General features: G+C 74.9%; 22 protein-coding genes. 13 read left to right on the plus strand and 9 right to left on the minus strand.

The genetic code is table 11. The features are described from left to right. Nucleotides 1-48 precede the first annotated feature (48 nt). From ABGB17_RS26930 to ABGB17_RS26950, 5 genes are all read left to right on the plus strand, one after another. A complete protein-coding gene (locus ABGB17_RS26930; protein ID WP_347634360.1) occupies nt 49-219 on the plus strand; it encodes a hypothetical protein in 171 nt (56 codons plus the stop codon). A gap of 550 nt (nt 220-769) precedes the next feature. Then, a complete protein-coding gene (locus tag ABGB17_RS26935; RefSeq protein WP_347634362.1) occupies nt 770-2,161 on the plus strand; it encodes a HAMP domain-containing sensor histidine kinase in 1,392 nt (463 codons plus the stop codon). A gap of 149 nt (nt 2,162-2,310) precedes the next feature. Continuing rightward, nucleotides 2,311-3,369, plus strand: coding sequence for a hypothetical protein (locus tag ABGB17_RS26940; RefSeq protein WP_347634364.1), 1,059 nt, complete (start codon nt 2,311-2,313; stop codon nt 3,367-3,369). A gap of 2 nt (nt 3,370-3,371) precedes the next feature. Continuing rightward, nucleotides 3,372-4,340 (plus strand): nucleoside hydrolase, encoded by a 969-nt coding sequence (locus ABGB17_RS26945; RefSeq protein WP_347634366.1) that lies wholly within the window; start codon nt 3,372-3,374, stop codon nt 4,338-4,340. Between the two features lie 194 nt (nt 4,341-4,534). Beyond that, nucleotides 4,535-4,768 (plus strand): hypothetical protein, encoded by a 234-nt coding sequence (locus tag ABGB17_RS26950; protein ID WP_347634368.1) that lies wholly within the window; start codon nt 4,535-4,537, stop codon nt 4,766-4,768. A gap of 89 nt (nt 4,769-4,857) precedes the next feature. On the opposite strand, the gene ABGB17_RS26955 is transcribed toward ABGB17_RS26950, so the two are convergent. Then, nucleotides 4,858-6,423, minus strand: a complete 1,566-nt coding sequence (locus ABGB17_RS26955) for a hypothetical protein (RefSeq protein ID WP_347634370.1) — start codon at nt 6,421-6,423, stop codon at nt 4,858-4,860. A 33-nt stretch (nt 6,424-6,456) separates the two neighbouring features. Further along, nucleotides 6,457-7,194, minus strand: a complete 738-nt coding sequence (locus ABGB17_RS26960; protein WP_347634372.1) for a hypothetical protein — start codon at nt 7,192-7,194, stop codon at nt 6,457-6,459. A 956-nt stretch (nt 7,195-8,150) separates the two neighbouring features. Here ABGB17_RS26960 and ABGB17_RS26965 point away from each other — a divergent pair. Continuing rightward, nucleotides 8,151-9,311 (plus strand): hypothetical protein, encoded by a 1,161-nt coding sequence (locus ABGB17_RS26965; RefSeq protein ID WP_347634373.1) that lies wholly within the window; start codon nt 8,151-8,153, stop codon nt 9,309-9,311. Between the two features lie 365 nt (nt 9,312-9,676). On the opposite strand, the gene ABGB17_RS26970 is transcribed toward ABGB17_RS26965, so the two are convergent. Then, nucleotides 9,677-10,423 (minus strand): anti-sigma factor, encoded by a 747-nt coding sequence (locus ABGB17_RS26970; protein WP_347634375.1) that lies wholly within the window; start codon nt 10,421-10,423, stop codon nt 9,677-9,679. Next, nucleotides 10,420-11,010 carry an ECF RNA polymerase sigma factor SigK gene (sigK, locus tag ABGB17_RS26975; protein ID WP_347634377.1) on the minus strand — a complete coding sequence of 197 codons (591 nt, stop codon included), beginning with the start codon at nt 11,008-11,010 and terminating at the stop codon, nt 10,420-10,422. The genes ABGB17_RS26970 and sigK overlap by 4 nt, the downstream gene beginning before the upstream one ends. A gap of 205 nt (nt 11,011-11,215) precedes the next feature. On the opposite strand from sigK, the gene ABGB17_RS26980 reads away from it, so the two are divergent. After that, a complete protein-coding gene (locus ABGB17_RS26980) occupies nt 11,216-11,755 on the plus strand; it encodes an HAD domain-containing protein (RefSeq protein ID WP_347634379.1) in 540 nt (179 codons plus the stop codon). 60 nt (nt 11,756-11,815) lie between these two features. Here the strand turns inward: ABGB17_RS26980 and ABGB17_RS26985 are convergent, their stop codons facing one another. Beyond that, nucleotides 11,816-13,180 carry a GH1 family beta-glucosidase gene (locus ABGB17_RS26985; protein WP_347634381.1) on the minus strand — a complete coding sequence of 455 codons (1,365 nt, stop codon included), beginning with the start codon at nt 13,178-13,180 and terminating at the stop codon, nt 11,816-11,818. 172 nt (nt 13,181-13,352) lie between these two features. On the opposite strand from ABGB17_RS26985, the gene ABGB17_RS26990 reads away from it, so the two are divergent. Next, on the plus strand, nt 13,353-14,471 hold the full coding sequence (locus ABGB17_RS26990; protein ID WP_347634382.1) for a glycerophosphodiester phosphodiesterase: 1,119 nt from the start codon (nt 13,353-13,355) through the stop codon (nt 14,469-14,471). Between the two features lie 108 nt (nt 14,472-14,579). Here ABGB17_RS26990 and ABGB17_RS26995 read toward each other — a convergent pair whose 3' ends face one another. Next, on the minus strand, nt 14,580-14,945 hold the full coding sequence (locus ABGB17_RS26995; RefSeq protein WP_347634383.1) for a hypothetical protein: 366 nt from the start codon (nt 14,943-14,945) through the stop codon (nt 14,580-14,582). A gap of 564 nt (nt 14,946-15,509) precedes the next feature. Here ABGB17_RS26995 and ABGB17_RS27000 point away from each other — a divergent pair. The 4 genes from ABGB17_RS27000 (at nt 15,510) to egtD (ending at nt 19,848) form a co-directional block, all read left to right on the plus strand. After that, nucleotides 15,510-16,739 carry a glutamate-cysteine ligase family protein gene (locus ABGB17_RS27000; protein WP_347634385.1) on the plus strand — a complete coding sequence of 410 codons (1,230 nt, stop codon included), beginning with the start codon at nt 15,510-15,512 and terminating at the stop codon, nt 16,737-16,739. After that, nucleotides 16,736-18,037 (plus strand): ergothioneine biosynthesis protein EgtB, encoded by a 1,302-nt coding sequence (gene egtB / locus ABGB17_RS27005; protein WP_347634387.1) that lies wholly within the window; start codon nt 16,736-16,738, stop codon nt 18,035-18,037. The genes ABGB17_RS27000 and egtB overlap by 4 nt, the downstream gene beginning before the upstream one ends. Nucleotide 18,038: 1 nt before the next feature. Beyond that, complete coding sequence (gene egtC / locus ABGB17_RS27010; RefSeq protein ID WP_347634389.1) at nt 18,039-18,746, plus strand: ergothioneine biosynthesis protein EgtC; 708 nt, start codon at nt 18,039-18,041, stop codon at nt 18,744-18,746. Between the two features lie 70 nt (nt 18,747-18,816). Further along, nucleotides 18,817-19,848, plus strand: a complete 1,032-nt coding sequence (egtD, locus tag ABGB17_RS27015) for an L-histidine N(alpha)-methyltransferase (RefSeq protein ID WP_347634403.1) — start codon at nt 18,817-18,819, stop codon at nt 19,846-19,848. An 86-nt stretch (nt 19,849-19,934) separates the two neighbouring features. On the opposite strand, the gene ABGB17_RS27020 is transcribed toward egtD, so the two are convergent. After that, complete coding sequence (locus ABGB17_RS27020) at nt 19,935-20,606, minus strand: RES family NAD+ phosphorylase (RefSeq protein ID WP_347634405.1); 672 nt, start codon at nt 20,604-20,606, stop codon at nt 19,935-19,937. A 279-nt stretch (nt 20,607-20,885) separates the two neighbouring features. Between ABGB17_RS27020 and ABGB17_RS27025 the strand changes: the two genes are divergently transcribed. Further along, the gene (locus tag ABGB17_RS27025) at nt 20,886-23,294 is read left to right on the plus strand and encodes a hypothetical protein (RefSeq protein ID WP_347634391.1); all 2,409 of its coding nucleotides are present in this window, start codon (nt 20,886-20,888) and stop codon (nt 23,292-23,294) included. On the opposite strand, the gene ABGB17_RS27030 is transcribed toward ABGB17_RS27025, so the two are convergent. Both ABGB17_RS27030 and ABGB17_RS27035 read right to left on the minus strand, forming a co-directional pair. Next, nucleotides 23,288-24,853, minus strand: coding sequence for a hypothetical protein (locus tag ABGB17_RS27030; protein ID WP_347634393.1), 1,566 nt, complete (start codon nt 24,851-24,853; stop codon nt 23,288-23,290). The genes ABGB17_RS27025 and ABGB17_RS27030 overlap by 7 nt on opposite strands. Beyond that, nucleotides 24,850-25,560, minus strand: coding sequence for a TauD/TfdA family dioxygenase (locus tag ABGB17_RS27035; RefSeq protein ID WP_347634395.1), 711 nt, complete (start codon nt 25,558-25,560; stop codon nt 24,850-24,852). The genes ABGB17_RS27030 and ABGB17_RS27035 overlap by 4 nt, the downstream gene beginning before the upstream one ends. Nucleotides 25,561-25,857: the final 297 nt, after the last annotated feature.

The following is a 25,857-nucleotide window of genomic DNA, read 5'->3' on the forward strand; positions in this document are numbered from 1 at the left end:
TCGCGTCCCTTCACGCCGCGCACACCACACGGAAGGGAGCGGTCGCCGATGCCAAGGCAGATCGCCGCATATCAGCCGCCCAGCTCCATGGAGCTGGAGGCGCGGGTCCACAATCTCGAGCTCCAGGTGGCCCACCTGACCGAAGCGGTACGCTCACTGACCGCGCGCGACGGCACCCCGGCGCGCGCCGACGGATCCGCCACCGGCCCCACCGACTGACCCGGCCCCGGACACTCCCCCAGACCGTCCGCCCGGCCTCCGCCACTCCGCCGGGACCGGCCGCCCCTGGCCGTCCCGGCAGATTCCCCGGAACGATCGCCCCCGGCCCCCGAACGTTCCGCCCCTGAACCGGCCCGCCCCTGCCACCGGGGCACCCCAGTCAGCATCCGGCCAGGCCACCGGCCCCTCCACCGCGACCGGCCGCCCCGGACGTGGTGGAGACACGCCCCGGACCGGCCGGCCCCGGCCACCCGGGCACTCCCCTGCGCCGGCTCTGCCACCGGGACGTCTCCCGGGCACCTTGCCGTAACCGCTCCGCCGAGAACTCCCCGCCCCGGCGGCCCCGGCCCCGGGACGATCCGCCCCGGCCTTCCGGCACACCGTCCGGAGGCCGCCCCTCACACTCCATGTGCCGTGTGGGGATGGTGACCCGTGCTGACCTGGGCTTATGGCTGCCCCCACTGAAGGTGGCCTATGGGGGGTGTGGTCGACTGGTGGATAGCCGGACGTGGGGAGGCGCTGGATATTGGCCGTGTGGCGCCGGTGGTCGGTGGGGACCCGTATCACCGTGTTCGCGGGGGCTGTGGCGGCGTTGTTGTCGACGCTGCTCGCAGCCGTGCTCGCGACCACGGTCAACCGGCTGGCAGGGGAGTACCTGCGGGGTGAGGTGACGGCTTCCGCGGAGCAGGTGGCTGCGGAGTTGCAGAAGGGGCAGGTCATCAATCCCAAGCCGTACGGGAACGTCGACTTCGTCCAGGTGGTCGATCCGTCGGGGACGGTGGTGGCGTCCACGCCGCGGGTGGAGGGCCGGCCGCAGCCCATCGCCGCGTTCAAGCCCTCGGCGGGTACCGGGATCGCGTACCGGGAAGTGTGTGACGGGGCGCTTCCGGGATGTCATCTGGTGGTGGCGCGCAGCGTGTCGTTGGAGGGGAGGACATGGCTGGTGTACTGCGCGGCGCCCGATGTGCCGCCGCTGGTGCACCCACGGCTGGCGGCGCTGCTGGGGCTCGGTGTGGTCGTGCTCACGGCGGTGACGGCGTTCGGCTGCCGCCGGGTCCTGCGGTCGTCGCTGCGGCCGGTGAACGCCATCAGGGCGGAGCTCGACACGATCAACGCCAGTTGCCCGGAGCGGCGGGTGCCCGTGCCGCCGGGGCAGGACGAGTTCAGCACCCTCGCGCACAGCGTGAACCACACCCTGGACCGGCTCCAGGTGGCCCTGGAGCAGCAACGCCAGTTCGCCTCGGACGCCTCCCACGACCTGCGCAGTCCCATCACCGCGATGCGGGCCCAGGTCGAGGACGCCCTGCTGGCCCCGGAGGAGACCCGGCTGGACGTCATCGGCGACAACCTGCTGGTCAGCCTGGACCGCCTGCAGGCCATCGTCTGCGACCTGCTGATGGTCGCCCGGCTCGACGCGGGCACACCCGGCGGCCACGAGGTGATCGATCTGTCCGCGCTGGTCGCCGGGGAGCTCAGCGGCCGCCAGACGTCCAAGAAACTCAAACCGGATCTGGAGCCGAACGTCATCGTGGAGGGCGACCCGCTCCGGCTGTCCCGGCTGCTCATCAACCTGCTCGACAACGCCGAGCGGCACGCCGACACCGCGATCTGCGTGGCGGTCCGCAAGCAGACGGCCGAGCCGGGCGACCGGCGTTTCCCGCACGGCGTGGCGGTGATGGAGGTGCTGGACGACGGGCCGGGCATCGAGCGCGACAAGTGGGAGCAGGTCTTCCAGCGCTTCACGCGGCTCCCCGCCGCCCGGCACAAGGACTCCGGCGGCACCGGCCTCGGCCTCGCCATCGCCCGTCAGATCGCCGAGCTGAGCGGCGGCACCCTGTCGATCGAGCCGAGCGATCAGGGCGCCCGTTTCGTGCTGCGCCTCCCCCTGTCGGGCGCCTCTCCCCCGCCGCACCGCCCCACCGCCATGCCGACCTGTCCCTGAGTGACCCGGCGGTCCCGCGCCAGAGGCCCGCCAGGAGTGCCGCCTAATGTGGTGCGCGCGGGTCCGAGGGCTTCCCGGACGGCTCCGCGGGCGTGAGCATGGCAGGGGGCCGGTACGCCCGGCGCGGGCCACGGGAAGGGACGGCAACGGTGACCAGGAAGACGCCCTCGCTCGCCGACTCGGTGCGCACCACCGAGGACGGCGTGGAGATACTCGACCGCAGGGTCTACCCGTTCGAGCGGCGCTGGGTGCGCTGCCGCACGGCGGAGGACGTGGCGGTGGCGATCGAGCAGATGGTCACCCAGAGCCACGGGCCGCTGTTCGCCACCACCGCCGGCATGACGCTGGCCGCCCGCGAGGCCCGGGGCGCCGCGCCCGGGGAGGCCGCCGACCGGCTGCGGGCCGCGGGACGGCGGTTGGTCGCCACCCGGCCGACCAACAACCACATCAGGGACGCGGTACGGGAGATCCTGCTGGCCACGGTGGACGGCCCCTTGGCGGACGCCTCGGGCGAGGAACTGGTCCCGGCCGTGGCCGAGGCCGCGGCGGCGCACGACGCGGCGTACCGGGCGGGGTGCGCGGCGCTCGGCCGCAACGCCGCCACGCTGCTGCCGGACGGCGCGCGGGTGCTCACCCACTGCTGGGGGGACGCCTACCTCGTCGCCGCGGTCCAGGCGGCCGAGGACCTCGGCAAGCGGCTGGAGTTCGTCTGCACCGAGACCCGGCCGTACCTCCAAGGCGCACGGCTCACCGCGGCGACACTGGTGGAGATGGGGTACCGGCCCACGGTGATCACCGACGGCATGGTGCCGGCCGCGCTCGCCGACGGGCTGGCCGACGTGGCGATGGTCGCCTCCGACCGGGTCACCATGGACGGCCACGTGGTCAACAAGGTGGGCACGCTGGCGGTGGCGCTGGCCGCGCGGGCCTTCGGCGTGCCGTTCTACGTGCTGGCCCACGGCCCCGACCCCCACTCCCCCGGCATCGCGGACGTCGAGATCGAGCACCGCGACGGCGCCGAGGTCCTGCACGCCCTCGGCGCCCGCACCGCCGCGGAGGGCGCCGTCGGCTACTACCCCGCGTTCGACGCCACCCCGCCCCACCTGGTCACCAGGATCGTCACCGAGCGGGGCGCCTACGCCCCCGCCGACCTCGCCGCCGCGCACCCCGGCCCCGTACCGGCCGGCGACACGGCCGGCGCACGGTGACCGTGAGCGGCGGGCGGCGGGTCGTCGTCGACAGCGACTGCGGCATCGACGACGCGCTGGCCCTGCTGTACCTCGGGGCGCGGCCGGACACCCAGATCGTGGCGGTGGCCTCGTCGTTCGGGAACTGCGCGGAGAGCGACGCGGTGCGCAACATCGGCCACGTCCTGCGCCTGCTCGACCTGAAGGTGCCGGTGGCACGCGGCGCCACCGGGCCGCTGCACGGGGACGCGCGGCGCCGCGGCGAGACGCGGCGTTCCGCGCACGGGCGCGACGGGCTCGGGGACCTGGGGTTCGACCGGCCGATGCCCCTCGTGGCCGACGTGACGGCTCCCGATCTGCTGGTCGAGCTTGCCAGGGAACGGCCAGGGCACCTCGACCTGCTGGTGCTCGGGCCGCTCACCAACTGCGCGCGGGCGTTACGCGCCGAGCCCGCGCTCTTTACAAAGTATCGTTCGGTCACGGTGATGGGCGGCTGCGGCCCCTACGCCCCGGCCCCCGGGCTCCCGCCGGACACCAACACCGCCGCCGACCCGGCGGCCGCCCGCGCCGTGGCCGCCGCGCCCCGCCACAACCTGACCATGGTGGGGCTGAACGTCACGGCCACCGTCACCGCCGGCGAGGAGGACCTCGCCCCGCTGCGCGCCGCCCGCACCCCGGCCGCCCGCTTCGCCGCCACGATCCTCACGTCCTACCTCGGCTTCTACGAGCGGGAACGCGGCGTGCGCGCCGTCCCACTGCACGACCCGCTGGCCGCGGCCGTGCTGGCCGACCCCGGGCTGGAGACCGCGCGCATCGACGGGCCGGTCAACGTGCTCGGTGACGGGCCGGACGCCCGTGCCTGGCTGATGCGCACCCCCGGGGGCGACCCGCCGCCCGTGCCGTACGACCCGGTGCCCGGGGCTTCCGTGGTGGTGCGGGCCGACGCCCCGGTGTTCGTCCGCTCCCTGGTGGGCCTGCTGTGCGGCGCCTGACCGTCCGCCGCGTGTTCGCCACTGGAGAACCGCCTATCCCGGGGCCGGTGTCGTAAGTCGGCGAAGCCGGGGGGAGGATGAGAAAGAGCGTGTCGCGTGCTTGCCGACCCTGCGTAACATTTGCCACCCTGGGCAGCTACGACGGCCTCCGTGACCGATGATCCGCCTGATTCGCCACCCGCGAGGAGAATCCGTTGACCACCGCACCGAAGACCGACAACCTCGATCTCGCCACGAGCGCCCAGGAGATGGCCGACTCGGCGCCCTCGGGCTCGCTCGGGCACGCCGCCGCCACGTCGGTGGCCATCACGCTCGCCACGACCCGGGACCTGCCGGAGGCCCGCGCCGTGCTGGACGGCGTGACGCCGGGAGAGGTGCGCGACGCGGCGATCGAGCTGTTCGACAAGCTGGCCGCGTCGGCCTCCTGACCGGCCGCGCCGTTCGCCGGTGTCCTGACCGGCGGGCACGTCGCGGCCGTCCTGCCGCGAGGCGCGGAACACGGGTACCCGGCGCTGGGTCAGGTCGCCGGGACGTGGATCCACGCGCGTTCGGTGAAGCCCTTTTCGGGGAGGGTGGCCTCCACCTGGTGGAACGTCTCCGGACGCAGCCGGCCGTAGCCGTGCCCGATGACGTCGCGGTACAACGCGTCGGGCACGATGAGCACGAAGTCGGCCTCCGGATGCCCGGCGAGCGCCTCGCGGGCGGCGGGCGAGTCCAGGATGCGCCGCACGGCGATGGTCGCCTCGCCGACCCACCCGTTGCCCGCCGGGGTGGTCAGGCCGCGGTGCACGGCCACCCGCAGACGCACCCGCGCGTGCTCGCTGAGGTCGGCGTTGACCTCCGCCAGCGCCTGCCCCAGCCCCTCCACCAGCAGAGGGATCACCACGGTCTCGTCCAGGTGCCCGGGCAGCACCGCGAACTGCCCGTCCCCCGACCGCTGCAGATCGACCTCCCCCTCAGCGAGCCCCGCGTGCTCCCTGGCCCGCTCCAGCGCGTCCGCCAGCCGCCCCTGCGCCCGGACCGCCTCAGGGTTGCGGAACCTGCTGAACCTCTCCATGTCCGCCGCCAGGCACAACCGCACCCGCGTCTCCTCCCCGGCCCCCTGGGTCCCCCGCGCCGAAGCACCACGCGGTGAGCCGGACTCCGCCGCCGCGGCACCCCCTCCCGTACGGGCGAGGCGAAGAGGCGGGACCTCCCGGCCTGCGGACGGCCGGCCGGCCGGGCCGGCGGACGACTGAGCGGCCGGGGTGACCAGGGGTGGGACGGGGACGGCGAAGCGCCAGGGGGCGCGGGCGCGGACGTGCTCGACGGGGCCGCTTTCCCCGCGCCAGAGCGCGGGACGGCGGACCGAGGAGTGCACCCGCAGCTCACCCGTCAGCCGCGTCAAGCCGGACGGCACCCGTAGGAGGGCGTACGCGGCGACCGTGCCCGTGACCTCGTCCCGCCCGGCGACGTCCCCGAACAGCCAGTCGAACACCGCCCCGCCGAGCCCGGTCGCCGACACCCGCGGCCCCGCAAGCTCGCCCCACGCCGCGCCTCCCCCGCTCCACACGACGTCTCCCCCGCCGCTCCATCCGGCGGCTCCTCCGTCGCCGCCACCCCAGCCCACTGCTCCGCCGGGGCCCCGGTCCTCGGCGGCCCACACCTCAGGATCGTCGCGGACGGCGGGCCAGGCCCAGGGGCCCCACCCTCCGGGGTCGCCGGGCGCGCCACCGGGCCCGGCCGCGGGCGGGCGGGCGTGGGAGGCGCGCAGGTCCACCACCGCGGCCCGGCGGTCGTCGAGGCGGACCCGCAGGTAGACGGCGACGTAGCGGCGCCCGCGCGGCGGCGGCTCCAGCCGGGCGGCGAACCTGACGCCGACGCAGGCGTACTCCCCCTCCGGCCAGTCCTCCCCCGCCCGGCCGGGCACGTCGGCCGGGGACACCGCCGACACCGCCGGGGTGTCGTACGCGACACGGCTCAGTGACCGGTCGCGTACGCCCCCGGCCCAGCGCCGCGGGCGGCGGGCGATCAGTTCGTCCCAGCCCGGCCCGGTGCGGGGGTGCCGGTCGCGTCCCGGCAACCCCGGTGACCCTGGTGACACGGGTATCGCCTCCTCACGCGTCTTCGGCACGCTTCAGAGCATCGGGGGCAGGTCGGACTGGCGTTTGCGCAGCGCGCCGACCAGGTAGGCGGAGTGCGGGGCGATCAGGGCGGCGCCGCAGCGGCCGTGCAGGATCTCCTGCTCGGTGGCGCGGACCACCTCCCGGGTGGACGGGGCGGCGCCGGCCTCGATGAGCCGCTGCCACAGCCACGCCGCCGCACCGTCCGTGGTGACCAGGTCGTACACGTCGAAGCGGCGGAGCTGCCGGTACGGCCGGCCGGGCACGTTGTAGGGCCCCTCGACCAGGGTGCGGTGGTGGGCGAAGGCCAGCCCCGGCACCTCGGCGGCCAGAGCGGGCAGGCCGACCTCCTCCAGCTCCTCCTCCAACTCGCGGCGCAGGCACTCGGTGGCGTCCTCGCGATAGGCGCCGCCCGCGAACCAGGTGAGGAACGGCCGGACCGACCGCCCCGGCAGGAACCCCCGCAGATCCGCCCGCGCCCGCTCGGCCTCGGAGGTGAACCGCTCCTGCCGGAAGCCGAGCCCGTCCAGCAGCCGGGCGGCTGGGGGGAAGTACTTGTACACGCCACCGGGCGGCCCGTACGACCCGGGCCGGTTGCGTATGTGGAACAGCACGTACCCGTCGTCATCGCGTATGCGCAGCAACGCACTGAAGGAGACCCGCACCGTGCGCGGATTGAGCACCCCCCGCGTCGCCCCCGGCGGCCGGGCGGCCCGCACCAGGGGCCGGTCCAGTGGTGCCCTACCAGCCATGGCACTCCCACGAGACCGATGTGGTGGACGGCCCAACCGGTCAATCATCGCACGCCACCCCCTCCCCGGCCAGCACCCTTCCGCACCGCACACGCGCACGATTCCCGGGGACACGGCAATTCGTGAGGGGACGACGACCTGAAAACACAGGCGACTCTGGGAACACAGGGTCTCCTCGGGAACAGCGGCATCCCACAAGATCACAAGCACCCATCAGCACACTGGACAACACGAGTGTTTTGTTTCCAGGTTGCCGATATCCCAGGGGGTTGTTCAAGCATCGGGATGCCGCTGTTCTGTGGGGTACCGCTGTTCCAGGGGATGCCTATTTGTTTTTGGCGATGCCCGAGATTGCCGGTGTTCCGATGAGATGCCGGTGTTCCACGAAATGCTGGTGTTCCGATGAGATGCCGGTGTTCCGAGAGTATCGGGTGCCAAGGTGCCGGGAATGCCTGTAATTTCGGCGTTTCCAACTTCCCTGTAGGTTTGTTCTAAGTAGTGCTGCCTTGTTCCACAGATGCCGGCTGTTTCAGAGGCGAGCCGTTTCAGGAGGTGCCGGCGTTCCAGTTGGTGTCCGATAGGGCGCCGTTGTTTAACGTGCCGATGTTCCGGAGATCACTAGGTGCCGACGTCCGTCGAGGTTTCCTTTTACTTAAAGGGCCGCTGTTACGGAAGGTATCGCTGGGTGCTCTCATGTGGTGCCCGATCAAGAGAACACCACGGAACACGGGGCACCGCGAGAACATCGGCACCCCGGGAACAGGAGCCTGGACACAGGCACCGTCGGGAACAGCGCCACCGCCAGGAACAGTGGCACCACCGGGAATACGGGGACCCCCGCTGGAGCGTGTCCTTCTCCGTCGTAGGGCAGGGAGGCGGGTGACCGGCAGGGTGGGGGGAAGGAATCGGGTGTGCGGGCCGGTGTGGTGGGGGCGGTCCGGATCGGGGGGGGAGTCATGATCACTAAGGACACGGTCGATCGGATCATCGGCTTCGACGGGGGCGAGTTGCCGGTGGTCTCCCTGTATGTGGGAGTGAGTCCGGAGGACGGGGGGGTGCTGTTCACGCGGATCAACAGTCTGCTGCATCAGATCCGGCCGCTCGCGCAGGACGACTCGATCGGCCGCAGGGCCCGGTTGTCGTTGCGCGGGGACATCGAGCGACTGGAGGGCATGCGGGATCTGGACGCCGCACGGCTGGAGGCGGGCACCCTGGCGGTGTTCTCGTGCAGCGGGGAGGACATGTTCGAGCGGGTGGTGCTCCCCCGGACGCTGCGGGACCGCGTCGTGGTGGACACCACGGCGTGGGCGCGGCCGATGCTCGGGGTGCTGGACGAGTATCACCGGAGCTGCGTCGTGGTGACCGACCGGCGGTCGGCGGTGGCGTGGGAGCTGTACCAGGACGAGATGCGCGAGATCGGCAAGGTGGAGGACGCGGCGCTGCGCAAGCCCAACTACGCCGGGTGGTACGGCCTCGCCGAGCACGGCGTGCGCAACCGGGCCGACGACCTGGCCAGGCGGCATTACCGCAACACCGCGCACATGATCAGCGAGCTGTTCCGCACCGGCGGTCACGAGCTGCTGATCATCGGCGGGCATCCGGAGGAGGTGCCCACCATGGTGGAGTTCCTGCCGCGGCCGCTGCGTGAGCGGCTGGCGGGCACCTTCGCGGTGGACCCGCGTACCGCCACGCCCGCCGACATCCGCCACAGCGCCGAGAGCATCGCCGAGCGGTACGAGCGCGAGGAGGAGCGCCGCCGGGTGACGGACGTGCTGGAACGCGCCGCGGCGGGCCGGCCCGCGGCGATCGGCCTGAACGACTGCCTGTGGGCGGGCTCGGTCGCCGCCGTGCAGTCCCTGCTGCTGCAGGAGGGCACGACGATGCCCGGCGTGGTGTGCGAGGACTCCGGCTGGCTCGCCGCCACCGGTGACGTGTGCCCGCTGTGCGGCGGCCCGGCCCGTCCCACCCCGGACGTGCTCGAGGCGCTCGCCGAGGCGGTCATCGACGAGGGCGGCGCGGTGGAGCACGTCGTCGCCGACACCGAACTGAAGGACCACCTGGTGGCCGCCACCCTTCGCTTCCCGCTCCCCCCACGCCCCGAGCGATCCGCCGCCTGACCGCCCGCCACGGGCCCGGCCCGACCGTCCCGTCCCCTCCCAGGCGGACGACGCCACCAGGCACACGCGCCCATGGCCACCGGGCCGCCTCGGCCACCTGCCCGAGTCCGTGGTGAAGGAGTGAAGGACCGCCCTCGTCGCACCAGGGGCCGCACGGCGACGGCGAGGGCGGCCGGGTCACGCCCCCGCGGGCACCCGGCCGCTCCGCCTTCACCCCCGTGCCCGCCTGCCGGCCGCCGGAAAGCGCCCCACACGCTTCCCCCCCGCCCCGCGCCGACCCGCCAGCGCCAGCTCCGCCGACCCGACAGGACCAGCTCCGCCGACCCGACGGAGCCGTGTCCGCCGACCCGACAGGGACCCTGGTGTCAGGCTCGGGGTAGTGGTACCGCTACCACCGGGTCGCTGGACGGCTGGGGGGAGCCGCCGTCGGGTTCGACGGTCACGCCTACTGTGGTGGCGTCGCCGATTTCGCCGAGCACCATCGGTGGGGTGTGGCCGTCGTCGCCGGGTTCGGTCAGGCCGCTGGGCAGGGCGCCTCGGGGGCCGATGCGCCACAGTTGGTAGGTCTTGCCGTCGGGGAGCGGGGCGAGGCCGGCGGAGAAGAACACCATCTGGTTCTCGCCGCGGGAGACGACGACGGTGGCGGCGCCGCCGGGGGTGTCGCGGCTGACGGTGCGGGCGTCAGGGGCGGCGAGCACGGCGGCGACGGCGCGACCGCCGGCCCGTTCACGGTCCAGCATGTCCTGCACCCGCACGGCGACCACGCCGGCCACGACGGCGACGGCGAGGCATGCGGCGGCGAGCCCGGTGGCGAGGCGCGGCCACCACACGGAGCGGCCGGCCGCCTTGGCGCGGCGCGACGGGACCGGGGTGACGGCGGGGGGAAGCTGGCGGACCTGCCCGATCTCGGCCATGACACGGGACCGCAGGTCGGGTGAGGGCTGCCGGGCGACCGCGGCGCCGAGGCGGGCCGTGGTCTCCCGCAGCCCCCGTGCCTCCTCGGCGCACTCGGCGCACCGGGCCAGGTGCTCCTCGAAGCGGGCCTCGTCGGCGGGGTCGTCGATGGCGTACAGCGCGTAGGCGCCGGCCAGGGTGTGCGCGTCGTGGGTCATCGGGCCACCCCCAGGCAGTCGCGCATGCGGATCAGTCCGTCACGCATCCGGGTCTTCACCGTCGCCAGCGGGACGTGCAGCAACTCGGCGACCTCACGGTAGCTGTACCCGCCGTAGTATGCGTAGGTGACCGACTCCCGCTGCAGCTCGGTGAGGGTGCTCAGGCAGCGGCGCAGCCGCTCCCACTCCATGGTGGTCTCCACCGACTCGGCGACGTCGTCGTAGGGCCGGCGGACCTCCAGGCGGGCGGCGCGCGTCTCCCGGTCGGCCGCCGCCTGCGCGGTGCGCACCCGGTCCACGGCCCGGTGGTGGGTGATGGTCATCACCCATGACATGGCCGAGCCGCGGGACGCCTCGAACCGCGCGGCGGAGCGCCACACCTCCACCAGCACCTCCTGGGCGACCTCCTCGGCCTGCGCCGGGTCCCGCAGCACCCGCAGCGCCAGGCCGTACACCGGCCCCGACACCATGTCGTAGACCTGCTCGAACGCCGGACGGTCACCGCGGGCGACCCGTTCCAGCAGTTGCTCCAGGCCGGGGCGCTCATGGCGGCCACCGTCCAGGGGGAGGGCCCGGTCGGACCTCATCCAGTCACCCCAACCGTCGTAGAAAGCGGACACTGCTGTTTCGGAGCCGGGGGGGCCGTGGATGGCACCGCGGGCGAGGGATTTGGGCGACCCGGATACGGGTGGGGCGGAACATGCCGGATGTGACCGGTGCGGGCCCCTGAATGGAAGACCGGCCCTCGCCACGGCATCATGTCAACCAGCACCGACGACATAGGAGCGGCACGTGACCCAGCGTCCCCTGGTCCTGCTTGACGTCGACGGGGTGCTCAACCCCGCCCGGCGGCCGACGTTGCGGCATCGGCGGCACGACGTCACATTGGACGGCCGGACCTACCGGGTGCTGCTCAACGCGCGCCACGGCCGCAAGTTGCTCGCCCTGGCCGACGCCGGCGGCGCCGACCTGGTGTGGGCGACGACCTGGGAGGACCACGCCAACACCGAGATCGGTCCGCGCGTCGGGCTGCCGCCGCTGCCGGTGATCCGGGTGACGGGCGACCCCGGCAGCCGCGCCGGTGAGCACTTCAAGACGCGGCACGTCGCCGAGTACGTCGCCGGGCGCCCGTTCGTCTGGTTCGACGACAGCCTCGGCATCGCCGACTGGGAGTACCTGAAGGACCACCCCGGCGTCGGGGACTTCCTGCTGGTGGAGGTGGACCCGGAGATGGGCCTGACCGACCGCGACCTGTCCCACGCCGGGGAGTGGCTGTCCGGCCGCGCCCTCGGCCTGGACGACGCGGGGACCCCCTTCCCCGAACCGGCCTGAGGCCCGCGGCCCCCGGCGGCGCCGGGGGCGGTGTTCCGTGGGACCGCGCGCCCCGGCCGGTCAGGCGGTCCCGGAGGCGGCGATGCGGTCACGCAGCCAGTGGTAGCTGGCCTTCGGGGTGCGGGCCTGCGTCTCGTAGTCCACGTGCACGAGGCCGAACCTGGCGGCGTAGCCCCGGGCCCACTCGAAGTTGTCGAGCAGGGACCAGCAGAAGTACCCCCGCACGTCCACCCCCGCCGCGACGGCCTCGGCGACGGCGGCGATGTGGCCGCGCAGGTAGGAGACGCGGCCCTGGTCGTCGAGGTCGTCGCCGTGCTCGCCGTAGCCGTTCTCTGTGACGTACACCGGCGGCAGGCCGGGGTGGCGGGCGGCGAGGCCGGTGAGGGTCTGCCGCAGGCCCTCGGGCTCGACGGGCCAGCCGAGACCGCTGATCACCCCGCCCTCGGGGGTGACGTGCCGCACCCCGATGTCGAAGGCGGTGCGCCGCGCCGGGTCGGGCTCGGCGTACGGGGCGTCGGCCGCGTGGATCCGGTAGTAGTAGTTGAGCCCGAAGAAGTCGAGCGGCGCCCCGATGAGCTCCAGGTCGCCGTCCCGGCGGAACGAGAAGTCGGTGATGGCGCCGAACGTCTCCTCCATGTCCCGCGGGTAGGCGCCGCCGAACACCGGCTCGGTGAACTGCCGGTTGACCAGCAGGTCCTGGCGCCGGGCCGCCGCGGCGTCCTGCGGGCTCCCGCTCGCGGGCACGGCGGGCGACATGTTGAGCGTGATCCCCACCCGCTCGCCGCCCCGGGTGCGCAGCCGCGGCACCGCGAGGCCGTGCCCGAGCAGCAGGTGGTGGGCGGCGGCGAGCGCGCCGTGGCCCTCCTTGGCGCCGGGCGCGTGCCGGCCCTCGGCGTAGCTTGTGATCGAGGAGCAGTACGGCTCGTTCAGCGTGATCCAGTACGGCTCCCAGCCGGCGAGCGCGTCGTGCACGATGCCGGCGTAGTCGGCGAAACGCTCGGCGGTGTCGCGCACGCGCCACCCGCCGCGGTCCTCCAGGGCCTGCGGCAGGTCCCAGTGGTACAGCGTGACGAACGGCGTGATCCCGAGGTCCCGCATCGAGTCCAGCAGCCGCTTGTAGAAGTCCAGCCCCGCCGCGTTGGGCTCGCCACGGCCGTCGGGCTGCACGCGGGGCCAGGCCACGGAGAACCGGTACGCGCCCACGCCGAGGCCGGCCAGCAGCCGGAGGTCCTCCTGGAAGCGGTGGTAGTGGTCGCAGGCGACGTCGCCGGTGTCGCCGCCGGCCACCGCGCCGGGCACGCGGCAGAAGGTGTCCCAGATCGACGGGCCCCGGCCGTTCTCGTGCACGGCCCCCTCGATCTGGTAGGCGGAGGTGGCGGTGCCCCAGACGAAGCCGGGCGGGAAGGCGGGGTGGTCCTCGGTCACTGTCGTCCCTCTGGTCGTCACGGCGCGGGCGTTGCCCCCCGATTATCCGCTCATCGCCCGCGACGGGTACCCGGCCCCCCGCCCGGCATTGATCGTTAACTGGCGCGCCACCTCGGGTACAGCTCACGGCACTAGCGTGCCCCGCGAGTTCAAGAGAGTGGGGTGTGCCCTGATGGTGAAGAGAACGCTCGCGGTGGTCGCCGGAGCACTGGTGCTTGCCGCTGCGGGAACGGTGGGAGCGGTGGGCGCGACCGCGGAACGAGGCGGGCACGGCGGGCATGACGGTGGCCGGGAGCCGCTGGTGATCGGTCACCGGGGCGCGAGCGCCGTCCGGCCCGAGCACACGCTTCTCGCCTACGAGGCCGCGATCAAGCTGGGTGCCGACTACATCGAGCCGGACCTGGTGTCCACCAAGGACGGCGTGCTGGTGGCCCGGCACGAGAACGAGATCGGCGGCACCACCGACGTGGCGAGCCACACCGAGTTCGCGGGCCGCCGTACCACCAAGACCATCGACGGCGTGGCGATCACCGGGTGGTTCACCGAGGACTTCACGCTGGCCGAGCTGCGCACGCTGCGGGCCAAGGAGCGGATCCCCGACCTGCGGCCGGACAACACCGCGTTCGACGGTCTGGCGCCGATCCCGACGTTCGACGAGGTCGTCAAGCTGGCCAAGCAGCACGGCGTCGGCGTGTACCCCGAGACCAAGCACCCGACGTACTTCGACTCGATCGGGCTGTCGCTCGAGGAGCCGCTGCTGCGGACGCTGCGCCAGAACGGCTGGGACGGCGCGAAGGCACCGGTGTTCGTCCAGTCCTTCGAGACCGGGAACCTCAAGCAGCTCCGGCCGCTGACCGAGCTGCGGCTGATCCAGCTCGTCAACGCGACCGGCGCGCCGTACGACCTGGTGGCGGCGGGCGACCCGCGCACCTACGACGACCTGGTGACGCCGCAGGGCCTGCGCGACGTCTCACGGTACGCCGACGGCGTCGGGGTGGCCACGGCGCGGCTGATCCCCACCGGCCCCGACGGCCGGCTGCTGCAGCCGACCTCGCTGGTGCGCGACGCCCACCGCCGGGGCCTGCTGGTGCACACCTGGACCGTGCGCCCGGAGAACTCCCAGCTCCCGGTGGACCACCGCCTCGGCAACCCGGCGAGCCCGGCCTTCCCGCGTGCCACCGGCGACGTGGCGGGCTGGCTGGAGCGGCTGTACGGCCTCGGCATCGACGGCGTGTTCTCCGACGACCCGGGCATCGCCCGCGCGGTCCGCGAGCACGTGTCGGACCACTGACCCCGGGAAAGGGTACGGCCGCCGGCGGGCCCGGTCCCGCCGGCGGCCGTGCTCGTGGGCGGCGGGGGGCCGGGGGCCGTCCGCCGCGTTACGTGATCTTACGGGGGGTCAGCTCACGTTGGCGCAGATGACGTAGACGCTGATGCCGACGTCGGAGTAGTTGTTCTGGCGGCCGAGGCCGATCCAGCCGGTGCCGTCGTCGGTGGGGAAGCTGCCGACGAGGATGGCGTCGTTGCCCTGGGCCTCGGCGCCGCCGCCGACGGCGCGCTTGCCCGAGGGGCAGCGGACGGTGCGGCGGGCGAAGTTGGGGACGTTGGCGTTGGGCAGTTTGACCAGTTGGTAGCCGGTGAAGTCGGCGGCCCGGGACACGGGCGCCGGCGCGGCGGACGACGCGGGGGTGGCGGCCACAGCGGCCAGACCGGCACAGCAGGCGGCGGTCGCCAGCCCGAGTGCGCAGAGCTTCTTGCGCTGCATGGTGCTCCTCCTTGGATCGTTCCCACCTGGGCCGGGGCCGTCTCCCGTGAGAGGAAGGGAGGGGCGGCCGAGTCCGGGTGGGTCTTCGGATCGTCACGTGAAGTATCCATATCACTACTGTCCGTGTCCATGACCGAATCTTGACCCCCGCGCCGGACCGGTCCCCTCCCACGGGGGCCGGCGGCACGCCGCGACCCCGGCCACCTGCGGTTCTCGCACCGAAGCCCTGTCCCGCCTGGCCGGCCGGCCGCCGCCGCGCCCGCGCGTCATGACCACAAGAGGACGGCACCACCCGCCGCATCACGTCCCACATGCGCCGTACGTCGGTTTTGGCGCTTTATGCGAGGTATCGGCGGGTAAGACGTGGTTAGCCGACGCACAGGGCTCGGCAGGCCGGCCGGCGCGCACGGGCGGGTTCCGCCCGCGGCAGGTCCCAGCGAAGCGACGAACCGTGTCACGCCATCGCCCGCACCGGGCCACGCGGGCACGCGGCTCCTGGCCACCCCTACACAAGCACGTCCGTCGTCAGCATGCCTTCACCGCCGTACGGCCGCAGGAGGATCCATGATCGGTACGGAGAACGGCGACGCGCCGATCCGCCGGATGGCGGACGTGGAGGAGTTCGCGCTGCGGTGCTTCCAGGGGACGCCGGGCGACCGGATCGGCGTCGAGCTGGAGTTCCTGGTGTTCGACCGGGCGGACCCGGACCGGCACGTTCCCATCGAGAAGATCGAGCGCGCCCTGCCCCCGCTGCACGGCGGCAGCGCGGTCACCTTCGAGCCGGGCGGGCAGCTCGAGCTGTCCGGGCCGCCCGGCGACCTGCCCGGCGTGCTCGGCCGGCTGTCCGCCGACGTCGCCGCCGTCCGCCACGCCCTGGACGGCGCCGGGCTGATGGCGGCCGGCTTCGGCCTGGACCCGCTGCGCCGCCCGTGCCGCCAGCTCCGGCAGGAGCGGTACGAGGCGATGGCCCGGCTGCTCGGCGAGCCCTACGGGCCGCTGATGATGTGCCTGACCGCGTCCATCCAGGTCAACGTGGACCTCGGCCGCCGCCCCGCGGAACGCTGGCGGCACGCCAACCTGTTCGGCCCGGTGCTGAACGCGGCGTTCGCCAACTCGCCGCTGCTGCGCGGCCGGCCGTGCGGGTGGATGTCCGGCCGGCAGGCCGTGTGGCTGCACCTGGACCACACCCGCACCCGCCCCGTCCCCTGCGACGCCGACCCGGTGGTCACCTGGGCGGCGTACCTGGCGGGCGCACGCCTGATGCCGGGCCGCGAGCGGCGGCGCCGCCCCGGGTCGCCGCAGCGCACGTTCGGCGACTGGATGCGCGGCCCGCGCCTGCCCCGCAACGCCCCCACCGCCGCCGACCTGGCATACCACGCGACCACCGTGTTCCCGCCGGTCCGCCCGAGGGGATGGCTGGAGATCCGCTACCTCGACGCGCTGAATCCGCGCTGGTGGCCGGTCTGCGTCGCCGTGACCTCGGCACTGCTGCTCGACGCCGCCGCCGCGGACACCGCCGCCGCCTACGCCGAGCCGCTGGCGGGACGCTGGTGGCAGGCCGCGCACGCCGGGTTGTCGGACAAGGGGCTGCGCCGCGCGGCCGAGGGCTGCTTCCGCGCCGCGCTCGGCGCGCTGCCCGCCCTCGGCGCCTCCCCGGGGCTCGTCGCGGACGTGGAGGAGTACGCCGCGCGGCACGTGACCCCCGGGCTCGGCCCGGCGGCCGAGGTGCTGCTGCGGGCCCGGGACCTCGGCGGGCCGCTGCCGGGGCGCATCTTCGAGACGGCCGCGGCATGAACGGCGACAAGGAGCGGATCGCCGCCGAACTCGGCGCGGGGCGTGGCCGTTCGCTCCGCTACACCGACATCGACGACGAGACGCTGGTCCGCCAGCACTCCCCGCTGATGTCCCCGCTGGTGTGGGATCTCGCGCACGTCGGCAACTACGAGGAGCAGTGGGTGCTGCGCCAGGCCGGCGGCGTCGCGCCGCTGCGCCCGGAGATCGACGTGATGTACGACGCGTTCGCCCACCCGCGCGCCACGCGGCCCGAGCTGCCGCTGCTCCCGCCCGACGAGGCGCGCCGCTACATCGCCGGGGTGCGCGACCGGGCACTCGACGTGCTCGACCGCACGGACCTGTCCGACCCGCACCCGCTGCGGTCCGGCGGCTACGTGTTCGGGCTGGTGCTGCAGCACGAGCAGCAGCACGCCGAGACGATGCTGGCCACCCTGCAGCTTTCCGGGCGGCCGGGCCTGGTGCGGGACGGCGCGCTGCCGACGGGGCGCGCCCGGGGGCACGACCAGGTGCTGGTACCCGCGGGGCCGTCCGGCATGGGGACGTCCACCGACCCGTGGGCGTACGACAACGAACGGCCCGCGCACCGGGTGGACCTGCCCGCGTTCTGGATCGACCGGTTCCCGGTGACCAACGAGGCGTACGAGGAGTTCGTGGAGGCCGGCGGGTACGGCGACCCGCGCTGGTGGACCCCCGAGGGCTGGCGGTGGCGGTGCGCCCGCCGGGTCGCGGCGCCGCTGTTCTGGACACGGGACGGCGCCCGGTGGTGGCGCCTGCGGTTCGGCCGCCACGAGCCGGTGCCGCCCCGCGAGCCGGTGCAGCACGTGAGCTGGTACGAAGCCGACGCCTACGCCCGCTGGGCGGGCCGCAGGCTGCCCACCGAGGCCGAGTGGGAGAAGGCCTGCGCCTGGGACCACCGGGCGGAGCGCGCGCTGCGGTACCCGTGGGGCGACGACGACCCGGGGCCCCGGCACGCCAACCTCGGGCACCGGGCGTCCCGCCCCGCTTCCGCCGGGTCCTTCCCCGCGGGGGCGAGCCCGTGCGGCGCGGAGCAGATGATCGGCGACGTGTGGGAGTGGACCGGTTCGTGGTTCACGCCCTACCCGGGGTTCGCGGGCTTCCCCTACCGGGAGTACAGCGAGGTGTTCTTCGGGCGCGCCCACCGGGTGCTGCGCGGCGGCTCGTGGGCCACCCACCCGTCGGCGATCCGCGCGACGTTCCGCAACTGGGACCTGCCGGTGCGGCGGCAGATCTTCGCGGGCTTCCGCTGCGCCAGGGACGTCGCGGCCGGGGAGACGTGAGATGTGCCGGCACGCCGCCTGGCTCGGCGCGCCGCGGGCCCTCGCCACGCTGCTGGAGGGGGACGCGGGGCTGATCCGCCAGTCGTACGCGCCGCGGATGCAGCGGTGCGGCGCCGTCAACGCCGACGGGTTCGGGGCCGGGTGGTACGCGCCGGCGCGCGCCGAGCCGGTGCGGTACCGGCGGGCCGTGCCCATCTGGACCGACGCCAACCTGCCGGGCCTCGCCGCGGTGGCCGCGTCCCGGTGCCTGGTGGCCGCCGTACGGTCCGCCACCGAGGGCTGCGCCGTGGAGGAGTCGGCCACCGCGCCGTTCACCCACGGGCCCTGGCTGCTCAGCCACAACGGCCGCGTCGCGCATTCCGCGCTGCGGTCCCTGCTCCTCGGCCGCGACCCCGAGAGCGGGACGGACTCGGCGTGGCTGGCCACCGCGGTGTTCGCCCGCCTGGACGCCGGGCTGCCGCTCCAGGAGGCCGTCGCCGAGGTCGTCACCCTGGCCGCCGCGGCCGATCCCGGCGCACGGCTCAACCTGATCGTCGCGGACGGCGGCCTGGTCGCCGCCACCGCCTGGGGGGACACCCTGTTCGCCCACCTCTCCGACGGCGCGCTGATCGCCAGCGAGCCGCTGGACCACCGGCCGGGGTGGCACGCCGTCCCCGACCACCACCTGGTCCTCGCCACCCCGGACGGCGTCGTGACCAGCCCGCTGTGACCCCCGATCCCGTGCCGCGCCGTCACACCAGGAGGCCCGCGTGTCCGTCGCACAGATCCCGCTGCCGTTCCTGTACACGGTCGACCACCTCGGCCCCGACCACCACCGCGCCACCCTCGCGCACGAGGTCCGCGCCGGGCTGACCGCCACGCCCAAGTGGCTGTCGTCCAAGTGGTTCTACGACGCCGCCGGGAGTGAGCTGTACACGCGGATCACCCGCCTGCCCGAGTACTACCCGGCGCGCAGGGAGACTGCCATCCTGCGCGAGCACGCCGCGGACATCGCGGCGCGGACCGGCGCCGAGACCCTGGTGGAGCTCGGCTCGGGCACCAGCGAGAAGACCGTGCTGCTGCTCGACGCCCTCGGCGCGGCGGGCACGCTGCGGACGTACTCGCCGGTGGACGTGGACGCCGTCACCCTGGACGCCGCGGCCCGGCGGGTCGCGGAGACCTACCCCGGGCTGGCGGTGTGGGCGGTGCGCGCCGACTTCGAGCGCCACCTCGGCCGGCTGCCGCGCATCGGGCGGCGGCTGGTGGCGTTCCTCGGCGGGACCGTCGGGAACCTCGACACCGAGGCGCGCGACACGTTCCTGCGGGAACTGCGCGCCACGCTCGCGCCCGGCGACGCCGTGCTGATCGGCGCGGACCTGGTGAAGGACACCGGGCGGCTGGTCGCGGCGTACGACGACGCCGCCGGGGTGACCGCGGCGTTCAACCGCAACGTGCTGCGCGTGCTGAACCGCGACCTCGGCGCGGACTTCGAGCCCCGGGCGTTCGAGCACGTGGCGCTGTACGACGCCACGCTGCAGCGGGTCGAGATGCGGCTGCGGGCGGGGCGGGCCATGCGGGTGGTGATCCGCGACCTCGGCATGGCGGTGGACTTCAAGGCGGGCGAGGAGATGCGCACCGAGATCAGCGCCAAGTTCCACCGCTACCGCCTGGAGGGAGAGCTCACCCGCGCGGGCTTCACCCTCGGCGCGTGGTACACCGACCCTGCCAAGGACTTCGCGCTCGTGCTCGCCCACCTGCCGGAGGACCCGCCGCCGCCGGGGGCCGCCCCCGGGAAGGACCGGCGGCGGCCGTCCCGCACGCGGCGTCCCTAGCCCGTCTTCCGCACGTCGCCCCCGACGGGCCGGACGACGGGACACCGTGCCCGGCCTGGGGCTGCGGGCTCGTGCGAAGGACAGGGCTAACGCGCCGAGGCCGCCAGGGACGCGGGTGCCACGGAGGTGCGGTACGGGGCGAGCACGGTGTTGGCCCACTCCCTCCCGGCCGGGCCGCCGAGGTCGACGACCCCGGCGGGCGGGTCGCCGAGCACCGTGCCCGGCACCCGGTCGCCGAACAGCATCAGCACCCGCTTGCCGGCGTCGCGCTTGGACGACCACAGCAACCCTTGCGCCCACGGCGCCTGGGCGCGCATCCAGTGGGCCCAGCGGCGGGTGCGCGGGTAGTCGTGCGGCTCGGCGCGCACCAGCCAGTCGTCCTGCGCCACCGCGGCGAGGTCCGGGCCGGTGACCAGGGAGATCAGCGTCAGGGGAAGGGTGGTGCGCAGGCGGCTCGCCAGGCGCTCGGCGACGCTCTCGGTCGGCAGGGTGCGCAGGCCGTCCGCGCCGAAGGGCAGGCCGCGCAGCAGGACCTCGGCGAGCGCGGTGGAGGCGTCCAGGCTCGCGTAGTAGAAGCGGTACGGGTCGGTGAGCACCGTGCCGTCGAACCGCCCGCCGCCACGGCCGGGGGCGCGGGGACGGGTGAACCGGTCCGCGCGGACCGCGCGGTGGTGCACCCGCCACAGCGGGGTGCCCTCCGGCAGGAGGGACCGGTTCGGCTGACCCGCGTATCTCGGCGGCGGGACCGTACCCGGCATCACGCCTCAGACCCTGAGGCGTTCCTCTGGGACGTGGAGATCACGACCGCAGGATATTCGGGAGCGCGCGCCGGCAATTCATCAATGGATTGGATACGGGGGGGCTCGCCGACGTGAATTCCGCGGCGGGGTCTCCCGCGGACGCGGATCGTAGTCAGCCTTCCGGAAGTGGCCGCCGAATGACACTCCTGGCTATATGTTTTCTCCTTGCCTGAGACGCGCCCTCTCACTAGCGTGGAGTTACCACAATTCGATCTTGATCGAGGAGGCCGGGACCCGATGCCCGCCCAGGAGACGCGCCTGCGCGCGATCGGGGCCGCCGGGGCGGCCGTGCTCAGCCGGGTCGCCTACCACCAGGTCCGCACCGAGCAGGTGGCCGCCGAGGTACGGCTGGACGGCCCGCGCGGCGACCGCCCCGCGGGGGGCAGCCGCAGCGCCGTGTGGCTGTACAACGAGGTGAAGAGCCGCCGCGTCCTGGTGGCGCTCTCGGCCCTGCACGCCTTCGAGCGGCACATGGCCTCCACCGGCTGGTCCCCGCCCACCGCGGTGGAGAACACCGTCGCCGGCGCCCGGGCCCTGGTGACGGAGGCGCTGACCGAGATCTGCCGTTTCCAGCGCGCCGAGGCGTTCCTCATGACACAGGTGGGCCACGGCATCGGCGACATCGCGACGTCCGAGAAGCGCACGAGAACCGGCGACACCCCGGCCCGCGCCCCCGCCTGGCCCCCCACCGCGCTCGGCCGCGTCGCCATGGCCGCCTGGAGCGGCCGCCTCACCGTGTTCGCCCCCATGCTGGAGCCGGTGCTCCTCCAGGCCGCCCGCTCGGTGACCGATCCTCCGGCGGGCTGGGCGAGCGAAAGCGCCACCTTCCTGGCCGACCTGACGTTCCGCGCCTACCTGGGCGACCCGTACTGCCCGCCGGGCCGCCAGGCCGCCGGCCTGGCCGCGTACTGGTTCGAACGTTCCCTGACGATGCTCGCCGGCTCCTGGACAGGGGACCTCCACGCCGCCGAGGTCTCCCTGGCCGCCGTCCGCCGCCGCGGCACCGACCCCCGCGCCGAAGCCGCCGCCCAGGTGTCGGTCCTGCGCACCCTTCTGGAAGCCGGCACCCTCCACGCCCGAGCCGCCCAGGAGGGCACCGAGGCCATCGCCATCCTCCACACCCTGACCGGCCACCCCGCGTCCCTTCCGCCACCGGCACTCCCGGCCACGGCGACACCCCTGGCCCCCGCCCCCGCGCCTGTCCCGGTTCACGTTCCGGTGACGGCGGAGTGGGCCGACCTGCGTTCGCTGTGCGACGCGGCGACGCGGCAGGGCATCGCGGCGCTGCGGTTCGGTGACATCGCGGGGGCGCGGGCCGCGTACGAGCTGGCCGGGGCGGTGGTCGGCGGGGAGCCGGAGGGGCCGGGGACGGGGGACGAGAAGCGGTCACTGGCGTTACGCGCGCGGCACAACATCGCCGACGTGCTGATCGAGGAGGGCAGGCCGGGCGCGGGGCTGGCCGTCATCGAGAAGGTGCACCGCGTGCGGTCCGCCGCGGCGGCGCCGTCCGGCACCGACGCGGCCTGGCGGCGGGCCACGCTGACCGCGGAGGTGCGGGTACGGGCGCTGACCCGGTCCGGCCGCGTGGTCCCCGCCGTCCTGGCCGCCGAGGACCTGGTGGCCGACCGCAGAGGCCGTCTCGGCGGCGTGGACAACATCAGCACGGCGAGCGCCCGGGTCACCCTCGCCGAGGCCCTGCTCGCCGCGGGCCATCCCGGCGAGGCGCGCCACCACATCGAGGACGCCTGCCAGTACCGCCGGGGCCGCCTGGTCGCCACCGGCTACTGGCCGCAGTACGACAGGGTGCTGCTGGCCCAGGCCCACCTCGCCCTGGGCGCCCCCGGCACGGCGGTGGAGATCCTGGAGGAGGCGCCCGTCACCGGCGAGTGGTTCGCCACCCGGGTGTCCCTGCGCCTGGCCCTCAACGCCCGCCGCCTGCTGGCCCTGGCCCACGCCGCCCTCCGTGAGACCGACCTGGCCCTCGCGGGGCTGCGCACCCTGTCCGACGTCTTCACCTCGCGCCCCGCGGGTGACGCCCTGGCCCTGGTGGTGTGGCGGGACCTGTGCGAGCTCCTCATAAAACTCGGCGACACGACGTCGGCCCGCTGTCTGCTGTCCCGTATCGTCCAGGCCGAGCCCTCCGCCGCCGACGACCTTCCCGGCCACGCCTACACCCTGCTCCTGCGCACCCTCCTCGCCGGGCACGAGAGCGGCACCCCGTCCGCGGCCCCGCACGATCCGGCGCCCTTGGACGGCCCGCCCGCCGGCCACCTGGCCTGCCGCGACCACGCGACGTCCCCCGACGGCGCCCCGGAGACCGCGGGGGCGCGCCACGACTCGGGGGGCGACCTCCCCGAGGCGCCTGGCGGCGCGGCGCAGGGCGCCGCCGAGCTGGTGCGGCTGGGCCTCGACCCGGCGCACCCGGTGCTGCTGCGCGTCGCCTACGAGGAGGCGTCCCGGAGGGGCGCGCACGATCCCGCCGCGGCGGAAGGCCTGCTCGCGCCGCTGCTGTGCCGACGCCCCCTGGCCCACGGCCGCCCCGCGGTCGGCGACGGCCACCCGCTGCACCTGGCCGCCCGGGAGCTGGCCGACCAGTTCGCTCTCCCCCGCCCCGCCGAGTCCGGCCCCGCCTGGGACGACTACTGACCGGGAAGCCGCGGCGCGCGGGTCAGCGCCGCGGCGGCGGGGAAGGCCGCGCGGGCGGCGGCCCACCGGTCGAGCAACGGCCCGGTCAGGGAGGCCGGCAGATACGGCGCGAGAGGCCCGAGGTCGTGTCCCCCGAGCAGAAGCAGCGGCCCGCGCACGTACACCGCGGCGAGGCGCGGCAGGGGCGCGAAGTCCGGCGAGGGACCGGTCGCGGCGGCACGCAGAGCGGCGGGCACCTGTCCGGCCGACGCCAGCCACGCGCCGTACCCCGGCAGGCGGCCGATGCGCTCGACCAGTCCGGCGCGCAGCCACCGGGCCTCGTCGAGCTCCCCCGCCAGCAGGCAGGAGACCGTGGCGAGCACCTCGACGGCCATCGCGTAGGTCTCGGCGGCCATCAGCCCGTACCCGAACTCGACGCCCAGCGGGGTCGCCGCGAGGTGGTCCAGGTGGGCGCCCTCGTGCACCCCGCGCCAGATGCGCTCCTGCGTCGGCGCCGCCCGGCGCGGCACGTCCACGAACACGTCCCGCGGCCCGCCCGGGGTGGGCAGCCGCATCCAGCACCGCCCCGCGAGGCCCGCGCACCGATCCGCCCGCACGATCGTGTACATCCCGCACGGCGAGGGCCGGTGCCGCTCGCCCCAGCGCAGATCGGCCGCCGCCCCCTCCCGCGTCCCGCCGCCCGACGGTTCCCCCGGGCAGGCCTCGGCCACCGCGTCACAGAACTCCCCGATCGCCCGGCACGCGTCCCACACGGCCGAGGAACGCCCCAGCGCGACACACGCGGCCCCCGGCTGGGCGGCGCGTCCTGTCGCGAGGTAGTACGGCGGCACGGGCCCGGCCAGCGCCCGCAGGGCCCGCAGCCGCGCGGCGTGGCGGCCCGCGTAGCGGATCCCGACCTTCCGCACCACTTCGTCCAGCCCCCGGAACGCCTCCGCGGCCCCCCGCGCGGCGTCCTCGTCCAGCCCTTGCAGGACGCCCGCCGGTTCCCCGTCCAGCCCTTGCAGGACAGCCGCCGCGTGCCCGTCCAGCCTCTGGAGGACGCCCGCCGCGTCCCCGTCCAGCCCCTGGAGGACGGCCGCCGTGCCGCCCGCCGCCCCGTGGAGGACATCCGCCTCCCCTCCGGCCGCCGCCCCCAGCCCGGGCAGGACCGCCGCCGCGCCGGCCGCCCGGCCCGGCCCCTGGAGGACCTCCGCCGCGCCCGAAGCCACCTCGCCCAGCCCGTGAAGGACGTCCGCCGCGCCCCCGGCCGCGCCGCCAGGCCCGGCCAGGACGGTCACCGCCCCCGGCACGCCCGCCATGGGACCGGGGGCCCGCACCCCGTCCGGCGCGGCGACGCCCCCGCGCCCGGGCACGGCCCCGCCGGCGCCCGCCGCGGCGGCGGGGGCCGGCGCGTGGCCCGTCCGGGCGGGGGTGCGAGGCACGGCGGCGTGCTCGGCGAGGGCGAGCCCGGCGAAGGCGATCTCGGCCCAGCCGCGGGTGCGCCAGGCGGCGGCCTCACGGCCGGTGGCGGGCACGCGGGTCGCTTCGGTGGCCGCGGCGACGGCCCACGCCCGGCTCACCGGTCCGCCCAGAGGCGCACGCGCAGCAGCCGCCGCTCGGGGTCGGTGAACGGGGTGCGGCCGTGCAGGGTGCGGCGGTTGTCGATGACGATCACGTCGCCGGGGTTCTGGCTCAGGCGGGTGGCGGGCGCCCGGCGCAGCCCGGACTCCAGCACGGTGGCGGCCTGCGCCTGCGGCGGGCACAGGGGCCCGAGGTTGTCCCTGCGCCAGCGCACCGTCCCGTCCCCCGGCAGCACGGGCATCGGAGGGACGGCCGCGGCGGCCTTGCGGCTGAAGACGTCAGGGGGCGTCCAGGTCCAGACGGGCTGGGCGAGCCGTTCCAGCGCCGTCTCGCCCGCCGGGTCACGCCGCAGGGTGGCGACCACGTCGCGGGCGGTCAGCAGCATGGTGTCGCCCCCGTCCGCCGCCGGCCGCACCACGAACAGGCAGATGACGTCCTCCGGCCGGCTGTGGTACTGCGCGTCGGTGTGGAACGCCGCGCCCCCCGCCCGCATCGAGAACGTCGCGCCGGGTCTGGTGGTGCGCGGCGCTACGGTCCAGATCTCCCGCCCGCCGTCCCTGCTGGACGGCCTGCCGAACCCGGTGGCGATGCGTAACACCCCCTCGGGGTCGGGCCGCCCGTGGGGAAGGAAGGGCGCGTCACTCAACACGGCCCAACCGCGGGCCGCCAACTCGTCCCGTGCCCGTGCGATCTCGGTCTCCCGCATGACTCCTCCTCGCGTGGGGTGGATGGGACGGGGCCCGCGTCACCGCGGGAACCGCCGTCCGGTGGGCGTGCACCGGACCCAGCAGCGCCGAGCGAATTGCGCAAAATGAGCAAAATGACGGAAAGGTACTCTTACTAGAGAACCGCTACCCCTGGTCACCCCCCGGCCGTCCGCGGGTCGTTCCCCGGTCGTTTCCCGCCCGGCCTCCTGACCGCCCGCCCCGCCGCACACCCCCACCCCCGTGACCCTCCGGAACAGCGACGATGATCCCCACGCCCCGCCTCTCACCCCCCCCCC

The sequence above is a fragment of the Sphaerisporangium sp. B11E5 genome (genome assembly GCF_039871875.1).
In the GTDB taxonomy this organism is placed as follows: Bacteria; Actinomycetota; Actinomycetes; order Streptosporangiales; family Streptosporangiaceae; genus Sphaerisporangium.